The sequence below is a fragment of the Anaerobiospirillum sp. NML120449 genome (assembly GCF_023051105.1).
In the GTDB taxonomy this organism is placed as follows: Bacteria; Pseudomonadota; Gammaproteobacteria; order Enterobacterales; family Succinivibrionaceae; genus Anaerobiospirillum.
Window position 1 is genome coordinate 77,848 of sequence record NZ_JALKIL010000012.1, and the last position, 22,455, is coordinate 100,302.

10 protein-coding genes are annotated in these 22,455 nt (G+C 54.2%); 3 read left to right on the forward strand and 7 right to left on the reverse strand.

Going from position 1 to position 22,455, the window contains the following annotated elements; all coding sequences use genetic code 11:
* Window positions 1-251 precede the first annotated feature (251 nt).
* The 5 genes from murF to rsmH all read right to left on the reverse strand — a co-directional run bounded on the left by murF (window position 252) and on the right by rsmH (window position 10,722).
* Window positions 252-1,853 (reverse strand): UDP-N-acetylmuramoyl-tripeptide--D-alanyl-D-alanine ligase, encoded by a 1,602-nt coding sequence (gene murF, locus MXE41_RS05445; RefSeq protein WP_247099638.1) that lies wholly within the window; start codon window positions 1,851-1,853, stop codon window positions 252-254.
* Entirely contained in the window at window positions 1,850-4,735 is a 2,886-nt protein-coding gene (locus MXE41_RS05450) for a UDP-N-acetylmuramoyl-L-alanyl-D-glutamate--2,6-diaminopimelate ligase (protein ID WP_247099639.1), read from the reverse strand. The genes murF and MXE41_RS05450 overlap by 4 nt, the downstream gene beginning before the upstream one ends.
* Window positions 4,736-5,336: 601 nt before the next feature.
* Window positions 5,337-7,139, reverse strand: a complete 1,803-nt coding sequence (locus MXE41_RS05455) for a penicillin-binding transpeptidase domain-containing protein (protein WP_246978209.1) — start codon at window positions 7,137-7,139, stop codon at window positions 5,337-5,339.
* A 1,175-nt stretch (window positions 7,140-8,314) separates the two neighbouring features.
* Window positions 8,315-9,760: a cell division protein FtsL gene (locus tag MXE41_RS05460; RefSeq protein ID WP_247099641.1), complete on the reverse strand. Its 1,446-nt coding sequence runs from the start codon at window positions 9,758-9,760 to the stop codon at window positions 8,315-8,317.
* Window positions 9,761-9,762: 2 nt separating this feature from the next.
* The gene (gene rsmH / locus MXE41_RS05465) at window positions 9,763-10,722 is read right to left on the reverse strand and encodes a 16S rRNA (cytosine(1402)-N(4))-methyltransferase RsmH (protein WP_247099643.1); all 960 of its coding nucleotides are present in this window, start codon (window positions 10,720-10,722) and stop codon (window positions 9,763-9,765) included.
* A 700-nt stretch (window positions 10,723-11,422) separates the two neighbouring features.
* On the opposite strand from rsmH, the gene MXE41_RS13070 reads away from it, so the two are divergent.
* Window positions 11,423-11,545 (forward strand): hypothetical protein, encoded by a 123-nt coding sequence (locus MXE41_RS13070; RefSeq protein WP_281503548.1) that lies wholly within the window; start codon window positions 11,423-11,425, stop codon window positions 11,543-11,545.
* Window positions 11,546-13,421: 1,876 nt separating this feature from the next.
* Here the strand turns inward: MXE41_RS13070 and MXE41_RS05470 are convergent.
* Window positions 13,422-14,990 (reverse strand): ABC transporter substrate-binding protein, encoded by a 1,569-nt coding sequence (locus MXE41_RS05470; protein ID WP_247099644.1) that lies wholly within the window; start codon window positions 14,988-14,990, stop codon window positions 13,422-13,424.
* A gap of 1,685 nt (window positions 14,991-16,675) precedes the next feature.
* Here MXE41_RS05470 and MXE41_RS05475 point away from each other — a divergent pair.
* Together MXE41_RS05475 and MXE41_RS05480 are read left to right on the forward strand one after the other, a co-directional pair.
* On the forward strand, window positions 16,676-18,070 hold the full coding sequence (locus tag MXE41_RS05475; protein ID WP_247099645.1) for a DegQ family serine endoprotease: 1,395 nt from the start codon (window positions 16,676-16,678) through the stop codon (window positions 18,068-18,070).
* A 417-nt stretch (window positions 18,071-18,487) separates the two neighbouring features.
* The gene (locus tag MXE41_RS05480) at window positions 18,488-19,609 is read left to right on the forward strand and encodes a trypsin-like peptidase domain-containing protein (protein WP_247099646.1); all 1,122 of its coding nucleotides are present in this window, start codon (window positions 18,488-18,490) and stop codon (window positions 19,607-19,609) included.
* 183 nt (window positions 19,610-19,792) lie between these two features.
* Here MXE41_RS05480 and MXE41_RS05485 read toward each other — a convergent pair whose 3' ends face one another.
* Window positions 19,793-21,499, reverse strand: a complete 1,707-nt coding sequence (locus MXE41_RS05485) for a serine hydrolase (protein WP_247099647.1) — start codon at window positions 21,497-21,499, stop codon at window positions 19,793-19,795.
* Window positions 21,500-22,455 lie beyond the last annotated feature (956 nt).

Consider the following 22,455-nt stretch of genomic DNA (forward strand, 5'->3'; position numbering starts at 1 on the left):
AGCGCCCGCACCTGGTCTTTTATCAATCGCAGGCTCACAGCCCTGCCCTGCCAGTTCCTGGCAGCCAGTGCCTGGCTTGCCAGGCCCGCCATGGGCCAGGCCCGCCCGGCGGGCCATGTGGCCAGCGCCTACGCGCATGTCCACTGGGGCCATGATGCAAAAAATCCAGCTCACCTGCCACGCAGCTGCCTGTCACCACTGTGCAGGCACACTGCTGCGGCAGATGAGCCGGAAGCAAGTCAGATTAAAAATCAGGATTCACCCTTGAGGTGATAGCCGTTGGCGGCTGCATATTCTTTGATGAAGGCAGTTACCTTGTCCATGTGCATGGCATGGGAGCCCTTTACCAGGCAGGTAACACTCTGTCCGGCACTGCGGGCCTGAGCCATCATGCCAGCCAGCTTTTCAAAGAGCTGCTCGTGGCTGTCAAAGTGACAGGCGCCCTCGCCCATGGCCTCAACAGTATGATTTGTCAGCGGGCCTACGCACAACATGTTGTCAATACGGCCCTTTGCATGAGCGCCTACGCGTGTATGCAGTTCAGTGGCGGCAGAGCCCAGCTCACCCATGTCACCAAAAATCATAATGCGACGGCCCTTGAACGCATTGAGGGTATCCACGGCGGCAATTACAGCATTGAAACTGGCGTTATAGGCATCATCAATCAGGGTCAGACCACCATCGTAGAAAATCGGGGTCAGACGGCCACCTATATTTTCTGAGGCAGCAATGCCAGGGGCAATATCCTCAGCACGGGCCCCCATGACCAGAGCCAGCAGGGCGGCACCGGCAGCATTGATGGCATTGTGACGGCCCAGAGCCTTAATGGACAGGTCGCCGTCATAGGCAAAGCGCTGGTCTGAGCAGTGCAGATGGAAGCACAGCTCACTGTGCTCACAGCCGCCCTCAGTTACAGTTTTGCAGACAATATCAGTCACTCTCATGGTGGCATCTTCATGCTCACCAAAGGTCAGCAGGCGGCCGCAGTCAAAGGCCTGAGCATAGCGGGTCTTCCAGTTTTCAATCCACTTGCTGTCATGAGGCACAATGCCTATGCCCTTAACGCGCCCACCGTCGGCATTGCTGCCGCAGCCGCAGGCACTGCCCGCAGCACAGCCTGCGCCGTCGCCGACACCAACACCAGCATCGCCCTCAGGATCATGAATGCTGTAGAGCCTGTCGAGAATCTCGCTTTTGCCTCTGAATACACCCTCAGCCGAACCAAAGCCCTCAATATGGGCATCACCGGCATTGGTAATCAGGGCATAGTCAGCCTCAACAAATTCGGCAGTACGGGCAATGTCGCACAGGTGGCTGGCACCCTGCTCGATTACAGCATAGTCGTAGCTGTCATCAAGACGCAGCAGAGTCAGAGGCACACCCACGTCATTATTGAAATTGCCCTCAGTAAAGAGAGTCTTACCGCGCTGAGCCATGATGGAGGCGGTCATTTCCTTTACTGTGGTCTTACCGCAGGAGCCGGTAATAGCACCGGTAACAGCATGGCAGCGACGGCGCACCAGCTGACCTGACAGGCCCATCAGGCGCAGAGTATCTTCACACAAAATCACGGCACACTTCTCAAGGGCCGTACCTACAGCGGCCTTAAGCTCCTCGAGGCTGCGTGATGAGGCAATGGCGCAGGCTCCCTTCTCCAGAGCTCCGCCAATAAAGTCATGACCGTCAAAACGCTCACCCTTAAGCGGGATAAAGAGAGTGTGAGCGTCCACCTTGCGTGAGTCAGTAGAAACCTGAGCAATTACGGCCGCATCAGGATCAACAGAGCACTGACTGCCACACACCACCCTGCCGCCAGCAGCTGCAGCCAGCTCATTTAAGGAAAAAGGAATCATTTCTTGTCTCCCTTACCTGCTGTGGTGGTCTTGCGGGCAGCTGCAGGCTTCTTTGCTGCAGCACTCTTCTTTGTAGCAACACTGGTTGCCTTAGCTGCGGCTGCCTTAGCTGCGGCGGCCTTAGCTGCGGTTGTCTTCTTTGCGGCGGCAGTGGTCTTAGCCTCAGCCGCTGTCTTCTTAGCGGCTGTAGATGCCTTGGCTGCGGTTGTCTTCTTAACAGCTGCAGTTGCCTTGGCTGCAGTGGCAGTCTTCTTTGCGGCTGTGGTCTTAGCTGATGCAGTAGTCTTTGCAGTGGCTGTCTTCTTAGCGGCTGCAGTTGTCTTTGCAGTGGAAGTCTTCTTTGCGGCAGCACTGGTTGCCTTGGCTGAAGTGGCCTTCTTTGCTGCAGCACTGGTTGCCCTGGCTGAAGTGGCCTTCTTTGCTGCAGCACTGGTTGCCTTGGCTGAAGTGGCCTTCTTTGCTGCAGCACTGGTTGCCCTGGCTGAAGTGGCCTTCTTTGCTGCAGCACTGGTTGCCTTGGCTGAAGTGGCCTTCTTTGCTGCAGTAGTCTTAGCCTCAGCAGCTGTCTTCTTTGCGGATGCAGTTGCCTTGGCTGCGGTTGTCTTCTTTGCGGCTGCAGCGGTGGTCTTCTTTGAGGACTTGCCCCTGGAGGTTTTGGCGTGGTCGTCTACCGGGGTGCCATCCATGTTGATGCCCAGCAGCTCGCAGCAGACCTCACGGTCGGAGAAGTGTATAGTGCGGTCAGCGAAGATCTGGTAGTCCTCGTGGCCCTTGCCTGCAACTACTACGCAGTCGTGAACGCCGGCGTGCTCATAGGCAAAGCGAATGGCCTGGTAGCGGTCCTTGACCACCAGGACATTGCGGCCGCCGGTGGCGGTGACGTTTAATGACAATGGCATGCCCAGCACACTCTGGTGCTCGGCGTAGTACTTGCCCTTTGCTGCAGAGTTAACAATGCTGTCGTCTCTGGCAATACGCAGACGCTCATACTCATCAAAGCCAATGTCTTTAGCACAGCTCTCTACCAGCAGTGAGGTAATACGTGCAGCATAGTCCCAGAAGAGCTCGCCTGTATGCTCTTCGGCCATGACTACAGGCAGTACGGCTGACTCAGGGTCCTTGAGGTGGGCAAGCATCTGAGTATTAAAGAGCTCAAATACCTGATTCATCTCCTCATCACCAGAGGACTGGCATATGGTGTGTACTTCCTTGAGGGCAGCCTTTACCACCTCAGGGTGGCCAGGGCAGATCAGCATAATCTGCTCAAGGGCGGCATCGGTGGCACGGGCAGAGGCTGCGTCGATATTGGAATCGACTCCGAGCAGCATGTCATCAATGATGTAATCGAGATTCTCAGAGCGTGGATTGTCGGCAGTAAAGATTGCGTAATCAGCATACACTGAGCTCTTGAGAGCCATGAGCGGACGCTTGCCGGTATCACGGTCTCCACCGCAGCCGATAATGGCGAAAATGCGGCCTGAACCCTGAGTGTGACAGGCAGCAGCACGCAGAGCCTGCTCTACACCATCAGGGGTGTGAGCATAGTCGACAATCATGCGTGGCTTGCCTTCGGCAGTGAAGCACTCCATACGGCCGGTTACCGGCTTGAGCTCGGAGGCATGACGCATCAGGTGCTTGAAGTCATAACCCATCTTGACCAGTACGCCCAGAGCTACGGCATAGTTCTGAACATTGAAACGGCCGAGCAGATTGAGACGGGCACTGGCATTCTTGCGGGCAGTGATATTGATGGAGAGCATGGACTGAGCCGGAGCAAATCTCATATCGCGCACATTGATCTGGGCGCCAAATGGACGGGCCGGAGCGGCACTCTTAAATGAGACACGGCAGGCCTCAGGGAACTGCTCGACCAGCTGGGCTCCGTATTCACCTTCTTCATTAATGACCAGGTGCTTGACCGGAATCATGCGCAGGAAGTTGAGCTTGGCCTCAAAGTAATCTTCCATGGTCTTGTGGTAATCGAGGTGATCACGGCTTAAATTGCTGAAGGCACCGGCATAAAAAGACAGACCGGATACACGGCCCTCACAGAAACCTATGGAGGAAACCTCCATCACGGCATATTTGGCGCCTTTCTCTACGTAATTGGCCAGCTCACGCTGCATGGAAATGGCATCGAGTGTAGTGTTGGCAGCTGGCTGGAGATCATCGAGGAAGCCATAGCCCAGGGTGCCGAATACGGCGCACTTCTGGCCGCAGCTGGTGAGCATCTGAGCAATCAGAGAGGTAATGGTGCTCTTGCCATTGGTGCCGGTAACACCAATAAGGCGCAGCTTCTCGGATGGGTTGTCGTAAATGAATCCTGCCAGGGCACTGAGGTTTCTGGTGGTAGGCAGAACCAGACGCAGCATGCGGGCATCACTGATGGCAGCAGCTTCAGGAGTCTCACCTGAGGCCTGATACTGTCTGACCGCAAGCTCCGGATCCTTTACCAGGGAGCTGAGCACATCCTTGCCGGTGCGCTTATTGCGCTCAGGATCGTTCTTCTCCTCGCCCTCTTCTTCGGCTTTGGCAGCATTATCTGTTTTGGCTGGAGCAGGAGCCGGAGTGGAGGCTTCCTTAATCTTGTCGCCGCTCTGTGAGTAGTTGAGCACACTTTGCCAGCCCTCACCTGTCTTGTCCTCAGGGGCATCGATGAGAATGGCAATGGCACCTTTGGCCTTGATCTCCTCAAGGTGCTCAAAAGGATTGAAGTGAGCACCCTTTCTGGCGTAGTAGATTGTGCCCTTTGTGACACGGCGGGAATCACTTTCAATACCGGTAACTTTCAGCTTGCTCAAAAGCTCGCCGATCTTTCCTTTGAAAGCCGAAGTGATTTCCAGATAGTCGCATACGCTTACCAGGGTACCATCAAATTTCATCTTCAAACCTCGCTGCCCACTGCCTTTGCTGCAAAGCAAGTACGGGGGCAGAACAAAACTCAAACTCAAACCTTTACAGAATCCTGAAGCAAATACACCCCGGCTCACCCCGGCTCACAAAGCCCCACAAGGGCTCTTAAGGGCTCTCAAGGGCTCTCAAGGGCTCAGTCCGTCCCCATCCCCAGGTCACGCCAGGGCCGCCCGTACGCACCTGAGGTGCGCCATGGGACGCCCTGCCGGGGAGGCCCTGCCAGTGTACCCTGGCTGCGGTGGCGGCAGGCGCCCGGGCTGCAGGCGCCCGCGCGGTGCTAGGTACGTGCTGCTGCGCCTTGTGGAGTATTTGCTTCAGGACACTGCCTGAATCTGCAGATATTTATAAGAATTAATGACCAGTTACATGGCTGCCGGTCAGGAAATGCTAATTTTACCCCCTTTTTCCCCGGCTTTAGTGCCATGAGAAAAATTGAGCGCTGTGCCTGCCCCGGCCGTCTGGCACCAGGCACGCTGCGCGTATGGCGGCCTGGCGCCCTGGGCGGGCTGCCACATGGCCTGCAGCTCCATTAGCTGCAGGCCATGTGGGCTGCGGCAGCGTGGATCCTGGTTACTTTGCCTTGTCTGGCGGGATGTTGTACAGCTGCAGGGCGCGGGTCATTACATCGTTAAATGGAGGGGCCGATACGGCACCACCGTAGTAGCTGCCTACCTGAGGGGAGAACACTACCACTACCAGCACAAAGCGCGGATTGGAGATAGGGGCAAAGCCTACGAAGGAGGATACGTAATCATCAACGTAGCCACCGTTGCGGGCAATACGGGCAGTACCGGTCTTACCGGCAATGCGGTAACGGTCAATGGCCGCCTTGCCACCTGAACCTTCCGATACCACCATCTCAAGGACAGTATGCATGCGGCGGATTTCATTAACATTGGCCACCTGAGCATACTGAGGCTTTTCAACAGTGCGCAGTATGGACACAGGCATGCGGGCACCGTAATTGGCCAGGGTGGCATAGGCCGATGCCATCTGCAGCGAGGTAACAGTAAGACCGTAACCAAAGCCCAGGGTGGCCTTGTCAATTTCCGACCAGAAGGTACGTGAGCTGTTGATATTGCCGTTGACCTCACCTGCAAGGCCTGAGTTGGTGCTCGAACCAAGGCCAAAGCGCTCAAACATCTGCAGCACCATGGTCGGACCAATACGCTGGGAAATCTGAGCCATACCGGTATTGGATGAGTATTTGAGAATACCTGCCAGAGTGGCTGTTTCCTGTGGCTTGCTGTCACGGATCATCTTGCCGTTGACAATGTAAGGGCGCAGGTTGAAGACCTCAGTCCACTTTACCTGACGGGACTCAAGACCTGCCAGAGCCACAATTGGCTTGATGGTGGAACCAGGTTCAAATACGTCGGTAATGGTACGGTTACGGGCATAGTTGGAATCAAAGAAAGTGCGGTCATTAGGGTCAAAGCTTGGATAGTTGACCATGGCCAGCACTTCTCCTGTCTTGACGTCGAGCATGACGGCTGAGGCTGATTCGGCCTGGTGGCGGTTGACCGTATCCTGCAAGGCACCATAGGCAAAGGCCTGCAAACGGTCATCTATGCTCAGCACCAGATTGCCGCCTGGTTTGCCCTTTTCCACCACGCCTATATCTTCAATGATATGGCCGCTGAGATCTTTCTTGGCAATACGTGAGGAGGCCTCGGCTGACAGGAACTGATTGAAGCTCTTCTCTACACCGTATACGCCCTCACCATCACCGTTTAAGATACCTACCACCTGGGCATTAACAGCACCAGTTGGATAGTAACGCTGATAGTTGTCCTGAATTAAAAAGCCGGGCAGCTTGAGCTTTTCGAGCTCCTGGGCCTTGTTGAGGGCCAGATACTGCTTGAGGCGCACATGACGGCGCTTGGGGTCCTGAACACGCTCAAAGAGTTCCTGAGGAGTGATTTCCAGAATTGAGGCTATCTTGCGCAGCAGATCAGGATCATGGGTGATCTTCTTTTCATTGAGCTCGTAGGCGTCGGCATAGACACTTTTGACCGGGACTGAAAGAGCCAGAATCTTGCCATTGCGGTCGGTGATAAGACCTCGGGCTGGCTCGTATTTGTAATTGCGGATAATGCGGCTGTTGCCTTCCTTGATAAGGCGTTCAGGATGGAGGACCTGAATCCACAGCAGACGGGAAACCAGGAAGACTACGGAAAGAAGCACCACCGCCCAGACAATGGTCAGACGGAAGCGGCTTAATACATAAACGTCCGAACTGCCATCCATACTCCCTGAGGCAGCGTTGAGCGCAGTCTGACGATCGGAGCTGTCCCCGCTCATAACCGAGCGGTGCACTCCTTTACGACTGCCTTTATCCTTAAATTTGAGCAACTGGGAAAGAAGAGACATGCACACCCATACCATTGCCCCGTAAGCCAGGGCCACAGATTATTTTTGCACTTCCGATGCTCGCAAAGGCATCCGAGGACAGAACTATCAATTATAAGATATATGGGGCCGGTGCTCAAAAAAATCCCACTGACGCCCCCTTTGAGATGCTCAATTTTCTTAAGACTCAAGCCCCACGCCCCACACCCACATGATGCCCCGCAACCAGGCCACCACCAGGCCTCAGCCACCAGCTGCCCGTGCCCCGCACGGCAGGATTGACGCACACGGCCGCAGCGGCCTGGCCATGAGGTGACAGCACGAGTGTGCAGCGCTTGTAATAGCCAATCAACCCGGCTCAGCCTCAGGATAAAAAGCTCTCTCGCACCTGGGGGCCATGCGCTGCTTACTGTCTCCTGGCGGCAAGCACCTGGCAGCAGCAATGCAAGCCGCCCTGCCAGCTGGCATGCAACAGGCACCAGCCGACACCACGCTGCGCAAAACCTCACGGGACAACAGCTATGCGACGTATGTCCTGTACGGCCGGGCTCTGTCCAGAAAACAGGCCGCATGTTATGCGCTATGCCCCTGCCCCTGCGCCGACCTTGCCCCTGTTACTCATGCAGCAGACAGCATAAAAGCCCCTGTCACAGCATCTGTCCTGTTGTTACCTTGTTACTTTCCATAACGCACAGGTTATCCTGCTGGTAATGGGCATTTTTGCTGCCGGGCATTTTGACTGCGCACTGAACAGAAGTCAGAGAGCATGCGTCCATGATTATTGATTGGAGCCTGATACCAGGCTTGAAGTTGAGATTGAGATTCAAACTGGTTCGTGGTCAGGTCTGGATGAGCTGTGCAGATGCCATAGCGCGCTGACCGGCTTGAAGGATCAGGCCTGCACCGTCAGGTGCAGGCAGCAAGACTGCACCTCATGGGTGCACATGGCTGGTCCGATGATGCCGGGATTGTGCGGCATGGTGAAGCTGCCCTGGAGGCAGGGCCGACCTGCCGGATGTCAGTGTCTGGTGGTAGTCAGGAGCCCCTTGCTGGCAGAGGCGGGGCATTGCATAGACTGGCCGGGTGGCGCGGGGCTTGTGACCGGGCTGAGCTGGAGCAGGGTGGCCGTTTTGGGTGTGGGTGGTGGCTTTTTTGGAGTGGCAGAATGAACAGGGCCGCCCGGAGGCGGCCTGTGCTTATTTGTGCAGGGAGATTACCTGCTCGTTTTCGGTCTTTGGGGACACCATCTTGAGGGTGTCGCTGGCAAAGGTGCGAATCTTGGAGTGCTCTGAAAGGTTCTGACGGGAGGCCACCAGATTGAGCCACTGCTTTTCAAGGTCAGCATTGGAAAGCGAGACCTCGTTGAGCTTGGCGGTCAGGTAGCGGGTGTCCTGAACCTGATAGACCTTGAGCAGACACAGTACACATACTGTAATGGCAAGGCCGTAGGTCAGCCAGTTCACACCAAAGTCGCGCAGCAGTACCGGCAGGAGACGATCGTCCTTGCTCTTCCTGACCTTGTGGCCCACGCTCAGGGTGCTGCTGAAGCGCTGGAAGCCTGAGGTCAGCTCCACGCTGGTAACAGACTTGCCATCCCTGTTCTCGCTGTCAGGATCTTCGTCCATGACGGCACCTGAGACCACGGCTGCATTGTCAGTACCGGTCATGAGATTGTGTGACAGTACGGTCACATTGCCGGTAATAAAGTCCTCAGCTTCAATCTTGCCCAGCTCCTCATCCTCATCAGCAAGGATATTGTCCTCATCCTTTCTGACATCAATGAGATTGAGGTTCTGACGCACCAGGCTCAGTGAACCAAGGGACTTCTTCTCTTCTTTCAGGGCAATAATGTCATTTACCTGGGCGCTGGTGCGCTTTTGTGACATGGCCTCAAGGCGGGCACTTTCCTCATCAAGAATGACACGCTCAGGACCGGTGCCGTCACCGGCCTTAAGGTGCTCAACCTCAAGGGAGAAACCGCCATCAGGATCGGAGCTGCTGCCCTTTTTATAATCAGAGTCGGCACCAGTCAGAAGGTCATCGTCATCATCAACAGGATCGGCAAGAGCGCTGTCAGCCTCTTTCATCACGGCTGCGCCTGGCAGAGAGTCGGCATCAGCCTCGTTAAAACTCAGAGCCTGAGCTGAGCGCTGTGGGGCAATCAGTGATGGTGGCTCGTTCAGGCCTATGGCGTCCATGCCAGGCATGGTGCCCATGAGCCCGGATGGACTGATGTCCAGGTCGGACATGGTATTCATGCCCATGAGCGCGCGGCGGGCCTCGTCAGCGTTGGCGCTCAGAGCGACCATGACCTCAGGTGAGTACATGGCGGCCATGGCAGCCATGGACCCCGGGCGCTCGGCCAGCATGGCGCCTGCAGCGGCAGCAGCAGCGGCTGGATTAGCCAGATGGGTGTCGCCTGACGGGGCAAAGGAACTGATATTGAGCGCCGGACCGGTAAGGGACGCAGGGAGGCTGGTCACACCGGATCCTGGCTGGCGGGGGCTGTCTTCAGGATCAGCAGCCAGCTGCATAAAGGCAGTATTGAGCTGCTCGCTGTCGACACTTGATCCCAGCGAACTTAACATTTCGCTGTTATCCAGGCTGTCGTTATTACGATTTTTAGGAGTAAAGCTGAACATACTTACTCTCCGGTGCCAAGACGCTGGGCAACACGCAACGTAGCGCTGCGGGAACGGACATTGGCTTCAAGCTCATCATCTGATGCACGTATGGCTCCGCCAACAAGATCCAGGGTGGCTGTTTCCCGCCTTATTCTGTCCAGCTCCTCACTGGTCAGAGGAACAACTGACGGGATTTGCCGTCCCCGGCTGCTCTCTCTGAAGAAATTCTTTACTATGCGATCCTCAAGGGAGTGGAAGGAGATGACACACAGCCGTCCCTGAGGAGCAAGCACGCTTACAGCAGATTCAAGCGCGGTATTGAGCTCATCGAGCTCTCCGTTTACCTCGATACGCAGGGCCTGGAAGCAGCGGGTGGCCTTATGTTTTGGGCCTGGCTTGCCAGGAATGGATGCGGCTATCACAGCTGCAAGGTCACGGGTGGTGGTAAATGGTTCACTTTCGCGGCGGCGCACAATGGCTCTTGCTACCTGAGAGGCAAAACGCTCCTCTCCATATACCTTGAAGATGCGGGCCAGTTCTCTGGCCTCATATTCGGCAACTACAGTACGGGCAGATTTGGCAGCACTCTGGTCCATACGCATATCAAGCGGACCGTCGCGATCAAAGGAAAAACCACGGGAGGCATCATCAAGCTGAGGCGAAGAGACGCCAATATCAAGCAGGATACCGTTTACACGTCCGACCAGATCAAGATCCTCACAGACCTGTGCCAGCCGGGAAAAAGGAGTGTGGACAATGGTAAAGCGGCTGTCTTCTTTCTCAAGCTCGTGACCAGCCTCAACAGCAGTGAGATCACGGTCAAGGCCGATAAGACGGCCCTCAGGGCCCAGAAGACTGAGGATTTTGCGTGAATGTCCGCCCCGGCCGAAGGTGCCGTCAATATAGACGCCATCAGCCTGGATGTTTAATCCATCCATACACTCATTGAGCAGTACAGGAATATGGGACAGAGTTGCCATCAATTAATCCTTGGGTGGGCTGCCATTGCCTCAGCGACGAAACTGCATCACAAAGCAGTTCGTAGAGCGCATTTGATTAAGAGTCTGAAAACCGAAGTGAAAAGATGATCAGGTGAGGATATAACTGTGGGCGGCTGCAACCGCCTGTTATGAGGAAGACCGGACCTGTGAAGATGCTCAGATACGCCACTTTCAGGTATGGCTGTCTGTAAAAGGTGCCAGAGAATAATATGAATACAGTTGTAAGGACGCTGCCTGTTTTGTAACGCATGTCAGCATATGCCGCATGTCAGCGTATACCACCAGTCTCAGTACTTGAGATCCAGAAGCCTGAGCTCACTGGCGTGTCCGCCACGCAGGACATTCATGTCGCAGGCCCGATGCCACGGGCAGAACGCCGCAGGCGTTGTGCCACAGGCGTTGTGCCGCAGGCGCGATGCCGCAGGGCTGTCATGCCATGCAAACAGAATAATTGCGTCAGTCCTGAATAATGCCTTACACACAAAGACTGTTATCCCCGCCGCCTTATATATTATATAAAGGCAGCCAGCATGCAGCAGCTAAATACTCCTGATTTATGGAAATACTCCAAAACTGCTTCCTTTGTCTGCAGCATCAGTAAACAGGACAATATCAAAACCAGAGGGCACTGCAGATGCACATGCTGTATAAGGTGCAGCCATCAGAGCCTTGGCCAGTTATGACATTGATAGTTAACTGGAACCACATTACCGGCTTGTCCCTGCAGGGCAAGCTCAGTCTGGACAGCGGACAGTGCGCCGCTCTTCCCGCAGCTGCCGCCATGGTTTACAAAACATTTTAAACCACAACTGCCGCCACGTGTCCTGCCATGAAGTGTACGTTTACCGTAAGAGCATAAAAAAGTGAACTGCCCCACTGCAAACGTCTCTCCTGGTCATTACAGTTTCTCTAAAACCGGTTGCACGCCGGATACAAAAGGTACTTTATTCCAGAGGAAAACTGTTTTGTGCGCCTGCTGCTGTCGCTTTTTCTTTAAATATGAAAAGCTTTACATGCAAACGATACTTTTACCTGGCATTCTAAATTATTACGGCCAGGAACTCAAATTTGACAGTATCCAAACATGAAGAAAATGGGCTTTGCTCTGTAAGATCTTCCAGCTAAAAAGTGATTATTTCCTAATAAACCTGTTATTTTTATGGCACAGCGGCCATCATGACAGGATCTGTGAAAATAAATCAGACAAAGATCCTGGCAATTCCCAGATGTCAAATTTCAGACAGCAACCTGGCATGTCCCTGTTAAACTGGCTGCCTGCTGCCAGAAATAACAGGAACCAACCCGGTCTTTAGACCGGCCCCTTGCCAGGTTTTTATCAATGTCTAATATTCCTGGCTATTTATTCTATTTCTGGGCTGCAGATCAACTTTCAGCCCGCATCTGTGCGCTCCGCAGCGGTGCAAAACCCCGGCAATTACCCCATAGACATTTACTCATTTCTATCACCAAAAGTACCAGATCCCGGAAAATACAGCTTGTTACATTCCCATAATTTTTCCGGAAATATGAAGATCAGCCCCACCATAAACCCAAAATAATTTTGCCAGGCCCTGCCAGGAACGGCCGGGCATTGACACCCGTCAAACCGCCGCAAAACCTCTCATAGCGACCAGCCTCACGCCTGGCCGCCCCCACCACCAGAACCACGCATCCCTAGCCACCACAGGCGCGCGCTGCCGCACGCCCTTACCCTTAATTTGCTCCAGGCTGGCAAGGCGGGCAGCCGGAGCAGCTGCTGCACGGCCCCTGCCGCCCAGCTCAAGCCATTGCAGCACCGGCTGTATCAGGCGCACAGCCGTTTGCTCACGGCCAATTTACCGCTCCTGAAAAGTTCTTATGAAAAGCTTTAGAACGCGTCCTTAAAAGCACATGGCTGTCTTGCGGCTTCATAACATTCCTGCTGCAGCTGCGGAAAACACAGCGATGCGGCTGCGGGGAGCACAGCAATGCGGCCGCTGATAACACAGCAATACGGCCGCGCGGAATGCTGCAAGTAAGGTTGCCAGAGATTACGCCAGGAGAAGCAATCTTTGCTGAGCACTGATTATTTGAGCTGTGCACAGCTGCGTTGAACACAGTGTTATGGTGATGATAAGACTGCATTCAGCTATGAAAACTGGCTCAGAGGTGCTTAATTGCGGCCGGCTGAAGTAAGGTGCAGTGATGATTGAAACTTCGTGCTGCGGCTCTTCGCATAGCTATGTGCTGTGCCTGACAGGCTCTCATAGAAATGGGCTTGCAGGTGCCATGTAAGGGAGGGAGGGCTTAACTGTGATGTGGTGGCGCTGCAGGTGGGTTTTGGTGACCATGGTGCGGGATGGGCAGGACGTGTTGTCCCTGGTTTTAGAGCGCGCTTCCTGGTGGGTTTAGATCACGTCGCCAGTCTGGCCTCCAGCGCGTCTCCTGGTGGGGATGGAGCGCATTGGCTGCGGGTTTTGGGTCACGCTGGTGAGAGTTCTGGAGTGCGTTGGATGAGGATTTGAGAGCGAGTCTTTAATGTATTGACAGCTGTCAAAACAAACTCCTGGTAGCTGTGCGACGGACATAAGAAAGGGGCAGCCTTTGGGCTGCCCCTTTCGGGCGACGGAGAAATGAATAATTTCTTTGCGCCTTTGTAAAGATTTTTTGCGTTAACTACGCATCAAAGATGCTTTACATTATTTCTTAACTTCTTTGGTGACCTGGTCGAAGAAGTTCAGACCGATTGGGTGGGTGAACTTGCCGTTGATTCCAGGACGGTAGGCAGCCAGGGTCTTGGCGTGGGAGATAGGCAGAACACCCACGTCCTCAGCAAGAATAGCCTCGGCCTTCTGGTATAAGGCAACACGCTCTGGACCATCAGGTACGTGGGTAGCCTTCTTGATGATCTCGATGAATTCCTTGTTCAGCCATAAGCCCTGGTTGGAGATTGGGTCTTCGGCAGCCAGGATGTTGATGAAGTTGTCTGGATCACCGTTGTCACCGATCCAGCCGACGAAGGTGAGATCCCACTTGTCAGTTAAGAGCTTGCTCTTGAAAGTAGACCAGTCGTAAACATCGATGGTGGCCTTAACACCGGCCTTGCTTAAGTAAGCCTGAACAGCCTCAGCCAGAACCTGACCGCCTACTGTGTTGTAGTAACGGGCATTGGAGTAGGTAAGGATACGGATTTCCTTAACACCCTTGGCAGCCAGAGTCTTCTTTGCAGCCTCGAGATCAAAGCCTACAGCCTTTACCTCAGGATCATAACCGGCCATAAAGGTTGGGAAGAATGATGGAGCGTGGGTAGCATAACCCTTGTACAGGGACTTTACCATTTCAGGAACGTTGATAGCCTGAGCCAGAGCCTTACGAACCTCACGGTCAGCGGTAACGTAACCGTCACGGCAGTTGTAAACCATGTAGTTTACGTTGTTACCCTCGGCCTCAAATACCTTGGAGCCGCCCTGCTTGATCTGATCGATAACGTTGGCATCGATACCGTTGATGATGTCAACTTCGCCATTGTTCAGAGCTACTACACGGGCAGAAGTTTCCTTCATGATCTTGTAGATAACGTTCTGAACAGCTGGCTTCTTGCCCCAGTAGTCTTCGTTGGTGGTCAGAATCAGCTGCTGACCCTTGTCCCAGGCAACCAGCTTGTAAGGACCGGTACCAACTGGATTCTCCATAACATTGTTGTTGTGCTTCTTAAGAGCTGTTGGAGAAACGATTGGAGCGGCAAAGCACATGGCCATGTTGCGCAGGAATGGAGTGGAGCTTTCCTTTAACTTGATCTCGATGGTGTAGTCATCGATAACCTTAACAGTATCTACGCCACCAAATACCAGTGGAGCATAGGACATCTTAGGAACCAGGTTCTCTGGCATCTGACGGACAATGTTGAACTTTACAGCCTCAGCATTGAATGGGGTGCCGTCGTGGAACTTGACGCCCTGACGGAGCTTGAAGGTGTAGGTCAGACCATCATCGCTGATAGTCCAGCTCTCAGCAAGACTTGGCTCGATCTCGGTATTGTCGGCCTTGAACTTTAACAGGGACTCATACAGATTGCAGTTGATGTTGCCAGAGTCATTGTCATCTACCAGAGCTGGGTCCAGGCCTAATGGCTCGGTGGAGGTAGCGTAGAAAAGATTGTCCTGTGGCTTGCGGGACATTGGAGCACCATTGGCTACGGAAGCAATGGTTCCGGCTGCGAACACGACTGACATGGCAGCAGCAAGTAAGGTCTTGGTTGAGAACTTCATAAACTTAAAAACCTGTGAATTGCCAGATAAAGGCTGACACAATAAAACGTCACCTCAGGCAGCATGTGACACTGCATCAGGCAGCGCCTGGTTATGCATGCTAAAGCTCAGGTTTGCAGCAGTACCTCTGAAGAATAAAAGAAGTTCCACAGCGTCCCGGCCAAAAGCCTGAGCTTTAGCCTGCACCTTGCCAGCAAAAGCCCCGCCTTTACAAATCAGAAGCATTCCCGGACGGGGATGCCCTCCTGTAAAGAAAGGATTTGCCTGACTGACAGCTATCTGAGAAGATATGTCGATAACTGCAAAATCTGCCTAATTTTCAGTTATGGCCGCCAAAATATCAAGCCGGGCACCAAATCTTGAAATGCAGGTCTCACAAATTTCAGATTATTTGACTGAATATCCGTTTTTTACCCCGTCAATTCCCTTTTTTAGTGCACATATAGAGCAAACTGCATGTTCTATGCGGTTTATTCCTGCACCACAAAAGCCATCCCCTGCCTCCATACGGCGCAGCCCCACCCCAAAAGTACTAATTCCCCCGGCCCACAGACTACAGCCATGCATCGTCCTCAGCCGCCGCTGCATTGGCACGCCCTCACGGCCTGCGCCCATGGCGGCAGCAGCTGCCGCTCTTGACTGCTGCAGCTCTTGCCTGCCTTGCTATGCCCCAATAACTGTAGCCTTAGATACGACCCTGCTATGAATATGACGTCGCAACTGGCGTTATGGTGTTCCGGGACCTTGCCCTGACATGGCCAGGGGACCTGTCCAGGCCGAGGCTGTATGCAAGCTCTGGGGCAGCTCCTGGCGGATCCAGTTGCCAGGTCCTGGCAAGGCTTTGGGCGCTGCAATCGGTGAGCTCAGGGAGGTGGCCGGGTGCGTGAGCTGGGGAGTCGGCGCGTGCGTCAGCACAGGCGGGGGCCTGGCATAAGCGCGTGCGTCAGTGTGGGCGTCAGCGTGGGGGTGGTGATTTACTGGTGAGAGTGGCGGCGTGGGGCATGGCGCTGGTGCCTAGATGAGTTTTCTTTTAGTAGAGGCGAGAGTTTGTTGGCAGAAATTTTCATTTTGCCCCTGGTGAAAATGGTCTGTTTATGCGTGTTTGCGCCTTGATTAGGTCACTTTTAGCAAGATTGGAAATTTTGCTAAGTGTTTTCTAAGCATGGAACACTAATATGAATTTGTGCTCTACATCACAGACTGCAGCTGAGGTTAAGCCCGGGCAGCCTCTGAGTACAGCGCCACATGCTTATATTTCAGATAGACAGTTATTTTTAATTTACCGTGGAGGCACCACAAGTCGCTTCAGGTACAGGGAAAAATAAAGAGCTCTGATTAGTAGCCTTAGAGGGTACTCCCAGGGACCAATTGGGCAAACTGAATTTCTGACTGAACTTGCTCTCAAAGGCTACCAACCACAGCTCTTATTTCAATACCCGGCCCACGCATTTATCTGTCCCGGCCAGCTCAGCAAAGCCTGTCAGACCCCCATGGCCTTGCTGATGGATACCAGGCAGGATAACAGGGATGGTCTTTTGGGACCAGCCGGGCTGACAGCCACCAGGGGTGAAGTCCTGGCAGCTGCGGTCCGGGATAATGTCAGCCCGGGGGCTGACAGATGCCGGGAGTCTTCAAAACCTCAGTATTTGTGGACAAACCACCAGCGACCAAAGGTGATTACTTATATGAAGAATTTAAAGCGTTCTGCCGCCGCCATCGCTCTGGCAGGTCTTACCATTTTCTCCTCTTCTTTTGTATCCGGCGCCATGGCCGCTGATGCCCGTCCGCTGATTCAGGCAATGCAGAACAGCGAGGGTGAGCCTACCCTGGCTCCTATGCTCAAGAATGTAATCCCTGCTGTGGTCAACATTTCCGTAAAGGGCACCAAGGAAGTCTCCAACAACATGCTCTTCAACATTCCTGAAGAGTTCCGCTTCATGTTCCCTCAGCTCAATCAGCCTAACCGTCAGCGTGAGTTCCGCGCCCTTGGTTCCGGCGTAATCATTGATGCCAAAGAGGGCTATATCGTAACCAATCACCACGTGGTTGAGGACGCTTCCTCCATTCGTATCGCCCTGTCTGACGGCCGTGAGTATGAGGCCACCAAGATTGGCTCTGACCCTCACACCGACCTTGCCCTGCTCAAGCTCAAGGAATTTGACAATCTGACCGCTCTGCCATTTAACAGCCGCGAGCAGATGGACGTAGGTGACTTCGTAGTTGCTATCGGCAATCCTTTTGGCCTTGGTCAGACTGTAACCTCGGGCATTATCTCAGCCCTGGGCCGTACCGGTCTTAACATCGAGAATATTGAAAACTTCATCCAGACTGATGCTGCCATTAACTCCGGTAACTCCGGTGGTGCTCTGGTCAACCTGCGCGGCGAGCTGGTCGGTATCAACACCGCCATTCTCGGTCCTAACGGCGGCAACATCGGTATCGGCTTTGCCATTCCTGTAGACATGGTCAAGACCGTGGTCAAGCAGTTAAAGGAATTTGGTGAAGTACGCCGTGGCACCCTTGGTGTAGCCGGTTCTGAGCTCACCCCTGACCTTGCTGAAAACTTCGGCTACAAGGGCAAGGCCGGTGCCTTCGTCAATGAGGTTACCCCAGGCGGCGCCGCTGAAAAGGCCGGCATCAGGCCAGGTGACATCATCACCTCTATAAATGGCAAGAATATCAAGTCCTTTGGCGAGTTACGTGCCATCATCGCTACCCTCGGTTCCGGTGCTGATGCAAAGATCGGTATCTTCCGTGACGGCAAGAACCTCACTGTCAACGCTACCCTGACCGAACCGGACACCTTAAGCGGCAGCGACGCAGGTCAGCTCTCTGATGTGCTCGAGGGCGCCACCCTGACCAATAACGACGGCGGCGGTGTGCTGGTATCAGCTGTAGCTCCAAGATCCCGTGCCTTTGCCGTAGGTCTGCGTGAGGGTGACGTTATCACCACTGTAAACCGCGACAACGTCAAGGATCTCAGCGACCTCAAGAACAAGATGAGCAAGAGCAAGTCAGGCGCCACTGCCTTACGTATTCAGCGTGGCAGCAGTGTTCTGTACCTGACCATCCGTCACTAATCAGGACACTTTCAAATTCTGATCACTCTATAAACAACAATATTTCTCTAAGGGGGCCTCTGGCCCCCTTTGCTTTTTGTGCCACTCGGGCGCGTCTGCCCATCCGTGCCGGACGGCTGTGCCTGGCAGGCCAGGCTGCATGGCCGGTATGGGGGCCTGGTCAGGGACCGGCCATAGCCATGTGGCCGGGCATGGCAGCGGCCATGCTGTCGGGCGTGGCAAGGCCGTGACGGAGGTTAAATTTTCGTCAGCAGGGTGCGATGTGTACTAAAGTTTTTCCCTGGCTTTGCTGATAAAATAAACATGCATGGCCCGAATACGATGTCCGGCCTGCTCACTGCAGTTTTATCCTGTGGCAGCTGCCTGCAGCTGACCGCTCAGATCCGCATACCTTTCACCAAGCTACCAGGAAGACATATGCCTGACAGAACCAAGTTCTATAAAAAACCGTGGTTTACCATGGCAGCTCTCCCTGTCGCCATTGGTCTGGTGGCGGCCTTTGTCATTTTGCAGTTCTACCCGCAGCTGGGTGAAAATTTTGGCAAGCGTATCTACTCGTCCAGCAAGGAAATCCAGAGCTATTCCTATGCTGTAGCACGCTCCAGTCCAAGCGTAGTCAACATCTACGTCTCCCGCCTTAACAGTGACTATACGGGTATGGCCATTGAAAGCAGCCATATCACTGCTTCAGCATCAGGCGTCATCATGAGCTCTGATGGCTATATTGTCACCAACTACCACGTTATCACCTCTCTTAATGAGCCAAACAGCGCCGTCTGGGCTCAGACATCTGACGGCAAGCTCCGTCAGGCCTTTATCGTGGGCTTTGATCGCCGTACCGATATTGCCCTGCTCAAAATCAGAGCCCGCAATCTCAAAACAGCTCATATCAACCCAGGCTATGTCCCTCATGTAGGTGATGTGGTGCTGGCTATAGGCAACCCTAACAATCTTGGTCTTACCGTAACCCACGGCATCATTTCGGCAACCGCCCGTACCGGATCGGGTCTTCTGACCAGAGAGCTGATGAACATACGAGAGGGCCTGCAGGATCTCATTCAGACTGACGCCCCTATCAACAGCGGCAACTCAGGCGGAGCCCTGGTCAATACCAATGGCGATCTGGTAGGCATCAATACCGCCTCGTTTAACAGCAGCCGCTACGGCACCTACGGCATCAGCTTTGCCATCCCGGCTTCGCTGGTAGTGCGCGTCATGAATGAAATAATGCTCCATGGCCGCGTGATCCGTGGTTACCTGGGCATCAGCGATGAAAACGACGACCGCGTAGCAGACAACTCAGTCAAAGGAGTACGCGTACGCTATATCGACCCTATGGGCCCGGCTGCCCTGGCCGATATCGAGCTGGGCGACATTATCCGCAAGGTCGACAACAAGACTATTTCCAACGTACGTGAGCTTATCGACATCATCTCCAGTACCACCCCAGGCACCGTACTCAATCTCACCATTGAGCGTCAGGGCCAGCTGCGCGTATCCCCGGTCACCCTGGCAGAAGACAAGCCTAACGTAGAATAGCCGCCACATCCCTGGCCCCGCTGCCCTGCTGCCGGTGCCATGACGCATGGCCCTGCCCTGCAAACCGTAATCATACCGGTCCAGAGCACACTATTGAGCCCCTGGACAGCAAAACGCCCGTCCCCTGATCTTCAGGAGGCGGGCGTTTTTGTTATGGGCGGCTGCAGGCAGCGGCCGGACCGGCTACTTGCCTTCGCTGGCAGCTGCGGCAGCAGCGGCGCTGTCAGCGGCATTGGCCGCTGCAGCTGCTGGCAGTTTTGCGAAGACCTCAGGGCAGCTGTCCTGGCCTGGATTGCCTGTGGTGCCGCGCAGCGGGGCAAACTCGGGGGCCTTGATGCCCCTTGCTGAGGCCATCATGTAGCTGAAGACAGTCTGGCCGACTTCGTGGGTCGCATTGATGGCCTTTTCCCTGGTGTGGATATAGCAGCCCTTGAGATTGTACAGATTGATGCTGAACACATAAGGCTCGCCCTTGAACTCCACATAAGCAAGGGTGTTGAAGGAGCGGCGGTTGAAACGCTCCATCATTGGGCCAGGGGTATTGAGCACGTAGATACGCAGTGAGGCAAAGTCATCTTCAGTATTGCCGCTCAGGGCACTTACAGCGTGCTTAATGCCGGTAGCAAAACCATCCTGGCCTGCGACAGTAAAGCGCATGGACTGAGTGATGAGCTGCTTGATTTCACTCTGGAGCTTCTGGTCATTGATAAAGGAAGCCATCAGTCTTGCGGTACTGTAGGCCGGGGCAGCAAGCTTGCCATCAAGAGCAAGGCCATTGGCCCTGGCAAGGTCATCCTGAATAACCAGCTCAGGCACGCCCTTACTGCTGGCAAAGGCCATCAGGCCGTCCTTACCGCCGACAAAGCTGTTGAGCAGTATGGCTGCAGCATTGTGGTCAGCCTCATTGAGGGCATAGTAGATAAGGTCAGATACCGGAATATCCACGGACTGAGGAGCATGAATGCTGTCGTAGGCTGAGCTGTGAGTATTGATAGCTGCAGTAATGGTGCTGTGAACAATGTCATTATGCGACGGCGTGCTCATTGGCCCCTGAGCGCCCTTTGCTGCAGGCGCAGCCTGGGCTGGACCAGCAGCACTTGCAGCCTTTGCCGGCTCATTGCCAATGGAGCAGTCCGGGCACTTGCAGTCATCATTGTGCCTGATGAACCTGCCCTTGCTGTCAGCGCCATCCAGGGCAGCCGCTGGAGCAGCGGCGGCCTGGGCGGCGGCTGGAGCATCGCCGTTGCCGTCACTGACCTGTACGGCTACGGCGGTGCATTCGTCGGCACCGGCGCCGGTGTGGATGTCGATTAATTCGACATCTTCTTCAGAGGAGTTACTCAGGGGCTTGTCTACAAGGAAGTTGTTTTTCTTGAGTGCCTTAAACAGAGGGGAATGAGCACGGTCAACAAACTGGCTGTTCCTTACCGTAATGCGGTAGTCGCCTGGCAGGTTCTCGCGCTGCATTTTGTCTGCAGCGGCATAGGCCACGTAAAAGGCCACCATGCCATCTACAGGGTAAAAGTGATTGTTGCGCAGCAGGGCAAGGCCGCTTCTGTCGAGCACGGCAATACCCATGGCTATGCCATAGCGATTGTAGATATTGTTGATCTGGGTGCGCAGCTGCTGAGCAATAACTCTGTTGGAGCTGAAGAAAACGGAAACCCTGTCCTCAACCTGGTTAAAACGGTCAAAAAGGCTGTCAGCCTGGGAAATTTTGATGAGATCGCCAAAGCATGGATTGTTAAAACAGTCTATGCCTTCATCTGTGCCTCTGGCATGGGCACGTGGAGAGTTATCACCATTGATGCCAGACCATACATCTGAACTGGCCTGGGTAAGCTCAGGACCGGAGGCCGAACCGTCAATCAGTTCCTCACCTGCTTTCATAGTCTGAGCACTCAGGGAGCTGCATACCAGCAGGCCTCCCAATGTCAGCCCCAAACGCGCAAGCTTATTGCCTGAGATGTTCATAAAAACCTCTGAGTACTGCCACCTGGGCGCATTTGTAGCCCGGTGCTGCTAATTACGGTCCTGATGCCGGCTGATCCTGTCCCTGCGACCTGCGCTCAGCGCTCTGTATGGCAGCAAGCGGACATTAAGTCAGCTCATGCACGCCTGCATCCACACAATAAGGCCTCGTCCGGCAACCGGCTAAAGGAAATTCAAGATAATAAAACAGCGTCTCCCGCTTCCTGACTTAAGGAAAGGACAGACGCACAGACATACTGACCTGTCAGCCTCTCATGACCACAGTCATAACGGCCTCCAGCAACAGATACCCACCTGTCCTGTGCCCGTCCCCATCCCATGACAATGACAGAAGGAAAGGAGCTGTCCGGGCAGGCAGGCTTAAGCTGTCGCATTTGCTCGAGCAGCTGTATTTGCCCCGGTACTGGCCAGTGGCTCTGCGGACAGTCGCTGCAAATAGATCTGCAGACAGGTTCTGCAGTTTTGCTGTCACAGGCCAAAAGCCTCATTTGTCATTTCTGCCAGGCTGGCAGACTGACATATTACCCTGGAGGCCGGTGACGGTGCGATCTGACAGACATGCCGACCATGCAGACATGAGGTCATGCAGACATGAAGTCCTGCAGCCGGGCAGTCATTTGCCCTGATGGTCCTTACCCTGCTGCCTGAAGCATGCAGTTGAATCCATACGAATGGCTGGCTGACATCTGGCAGCTGCCATGGATTGTAGCCGCAGTTTTGGGCATCCATGGCCAGGACAAACTATGTGAGATGATACTAACACAGTGTATGTTTCTGTGCAGTTATAACACAAGATTAACAGGACATCCTTATGGTCAGGCAAATATAAAATCTGATAAATATCAGCAACCATG

Excerpts from the sequence above, each read along its gene's own strand:
- murF (WP_247099638.1), bottom strand. The coding sequence starts at position 1,853 with ATGATTCCTTTTTCCTTAAATGAGCTGGCTGCAGCTGCTGGCGGCAGG.
- MXE41_RS05450 (WP_247099639.1), bottom strand. The coding sequence starts at position 4,735 with ATGAAATTTGATGGTACCCTGGTAAGCGTATGCGACTATCTGGAAATC.
- MXE41_RS05455 (WP_246978209.1), bottom strand. The coding sequence starts at position 7,139 with ATGTCTCTTCTTTCCCAGTTGCTCAAATTTAAGGATAAAGGCAGTCGT.
- MXE41_RS05460 (WP_247099641.1), bottom strand. The coding sequence starts at position 9,760 with ATGTTCAGCTTTACTCCTAAAAATCGTAATAACGACAGCCTGGATAAC.
- rsmH (WP_247099643.1), bottom strand. The coding sequence starts at position 10,722 with ATGGCAACTCTGTCCCATATTCCTGTACTGCTCAATGAGTGTATGGAT.
- MXE41_RS13070 (WP_281503548.1), top strand. The coding sequence starts at position 11,423 with ATGACATTGATAGTTAACTGGAACCACATTACCGGCTTGTCCCTGCAG.
- MXE41_RS05470 (WP_247099644.1), bottom strand. The coding sequence starts at position 14,990 with ATGAAGTTCTCAACCAAGACCTTACTTGCTGCTGCCATGTCAGTCGTG.
- MXE41_RS05475 (WP_247099645.1), top strand. The coding sequence starts at position 16,676 with ATGAAGAATTTAAAGCGTTCTGCCGCCGCCATCGCTCTGGCAGGTCTT.
- MXE41_RS05480 (WP_247099646.1), top strand. The coding sequence starts at position 18,488 with ATGCCTGACAGAACCAAGTTCTATAAAAAACCGTGGTTTACCATGGCA.
- MXE41_RS05485 (WP_247099647.1), bottom strand. The coding sequence starts at position 21,499 with ATGAAAGCAGGTGAGGAACTGATTGACGGTTCGGCCTCCGGTCCTGAG.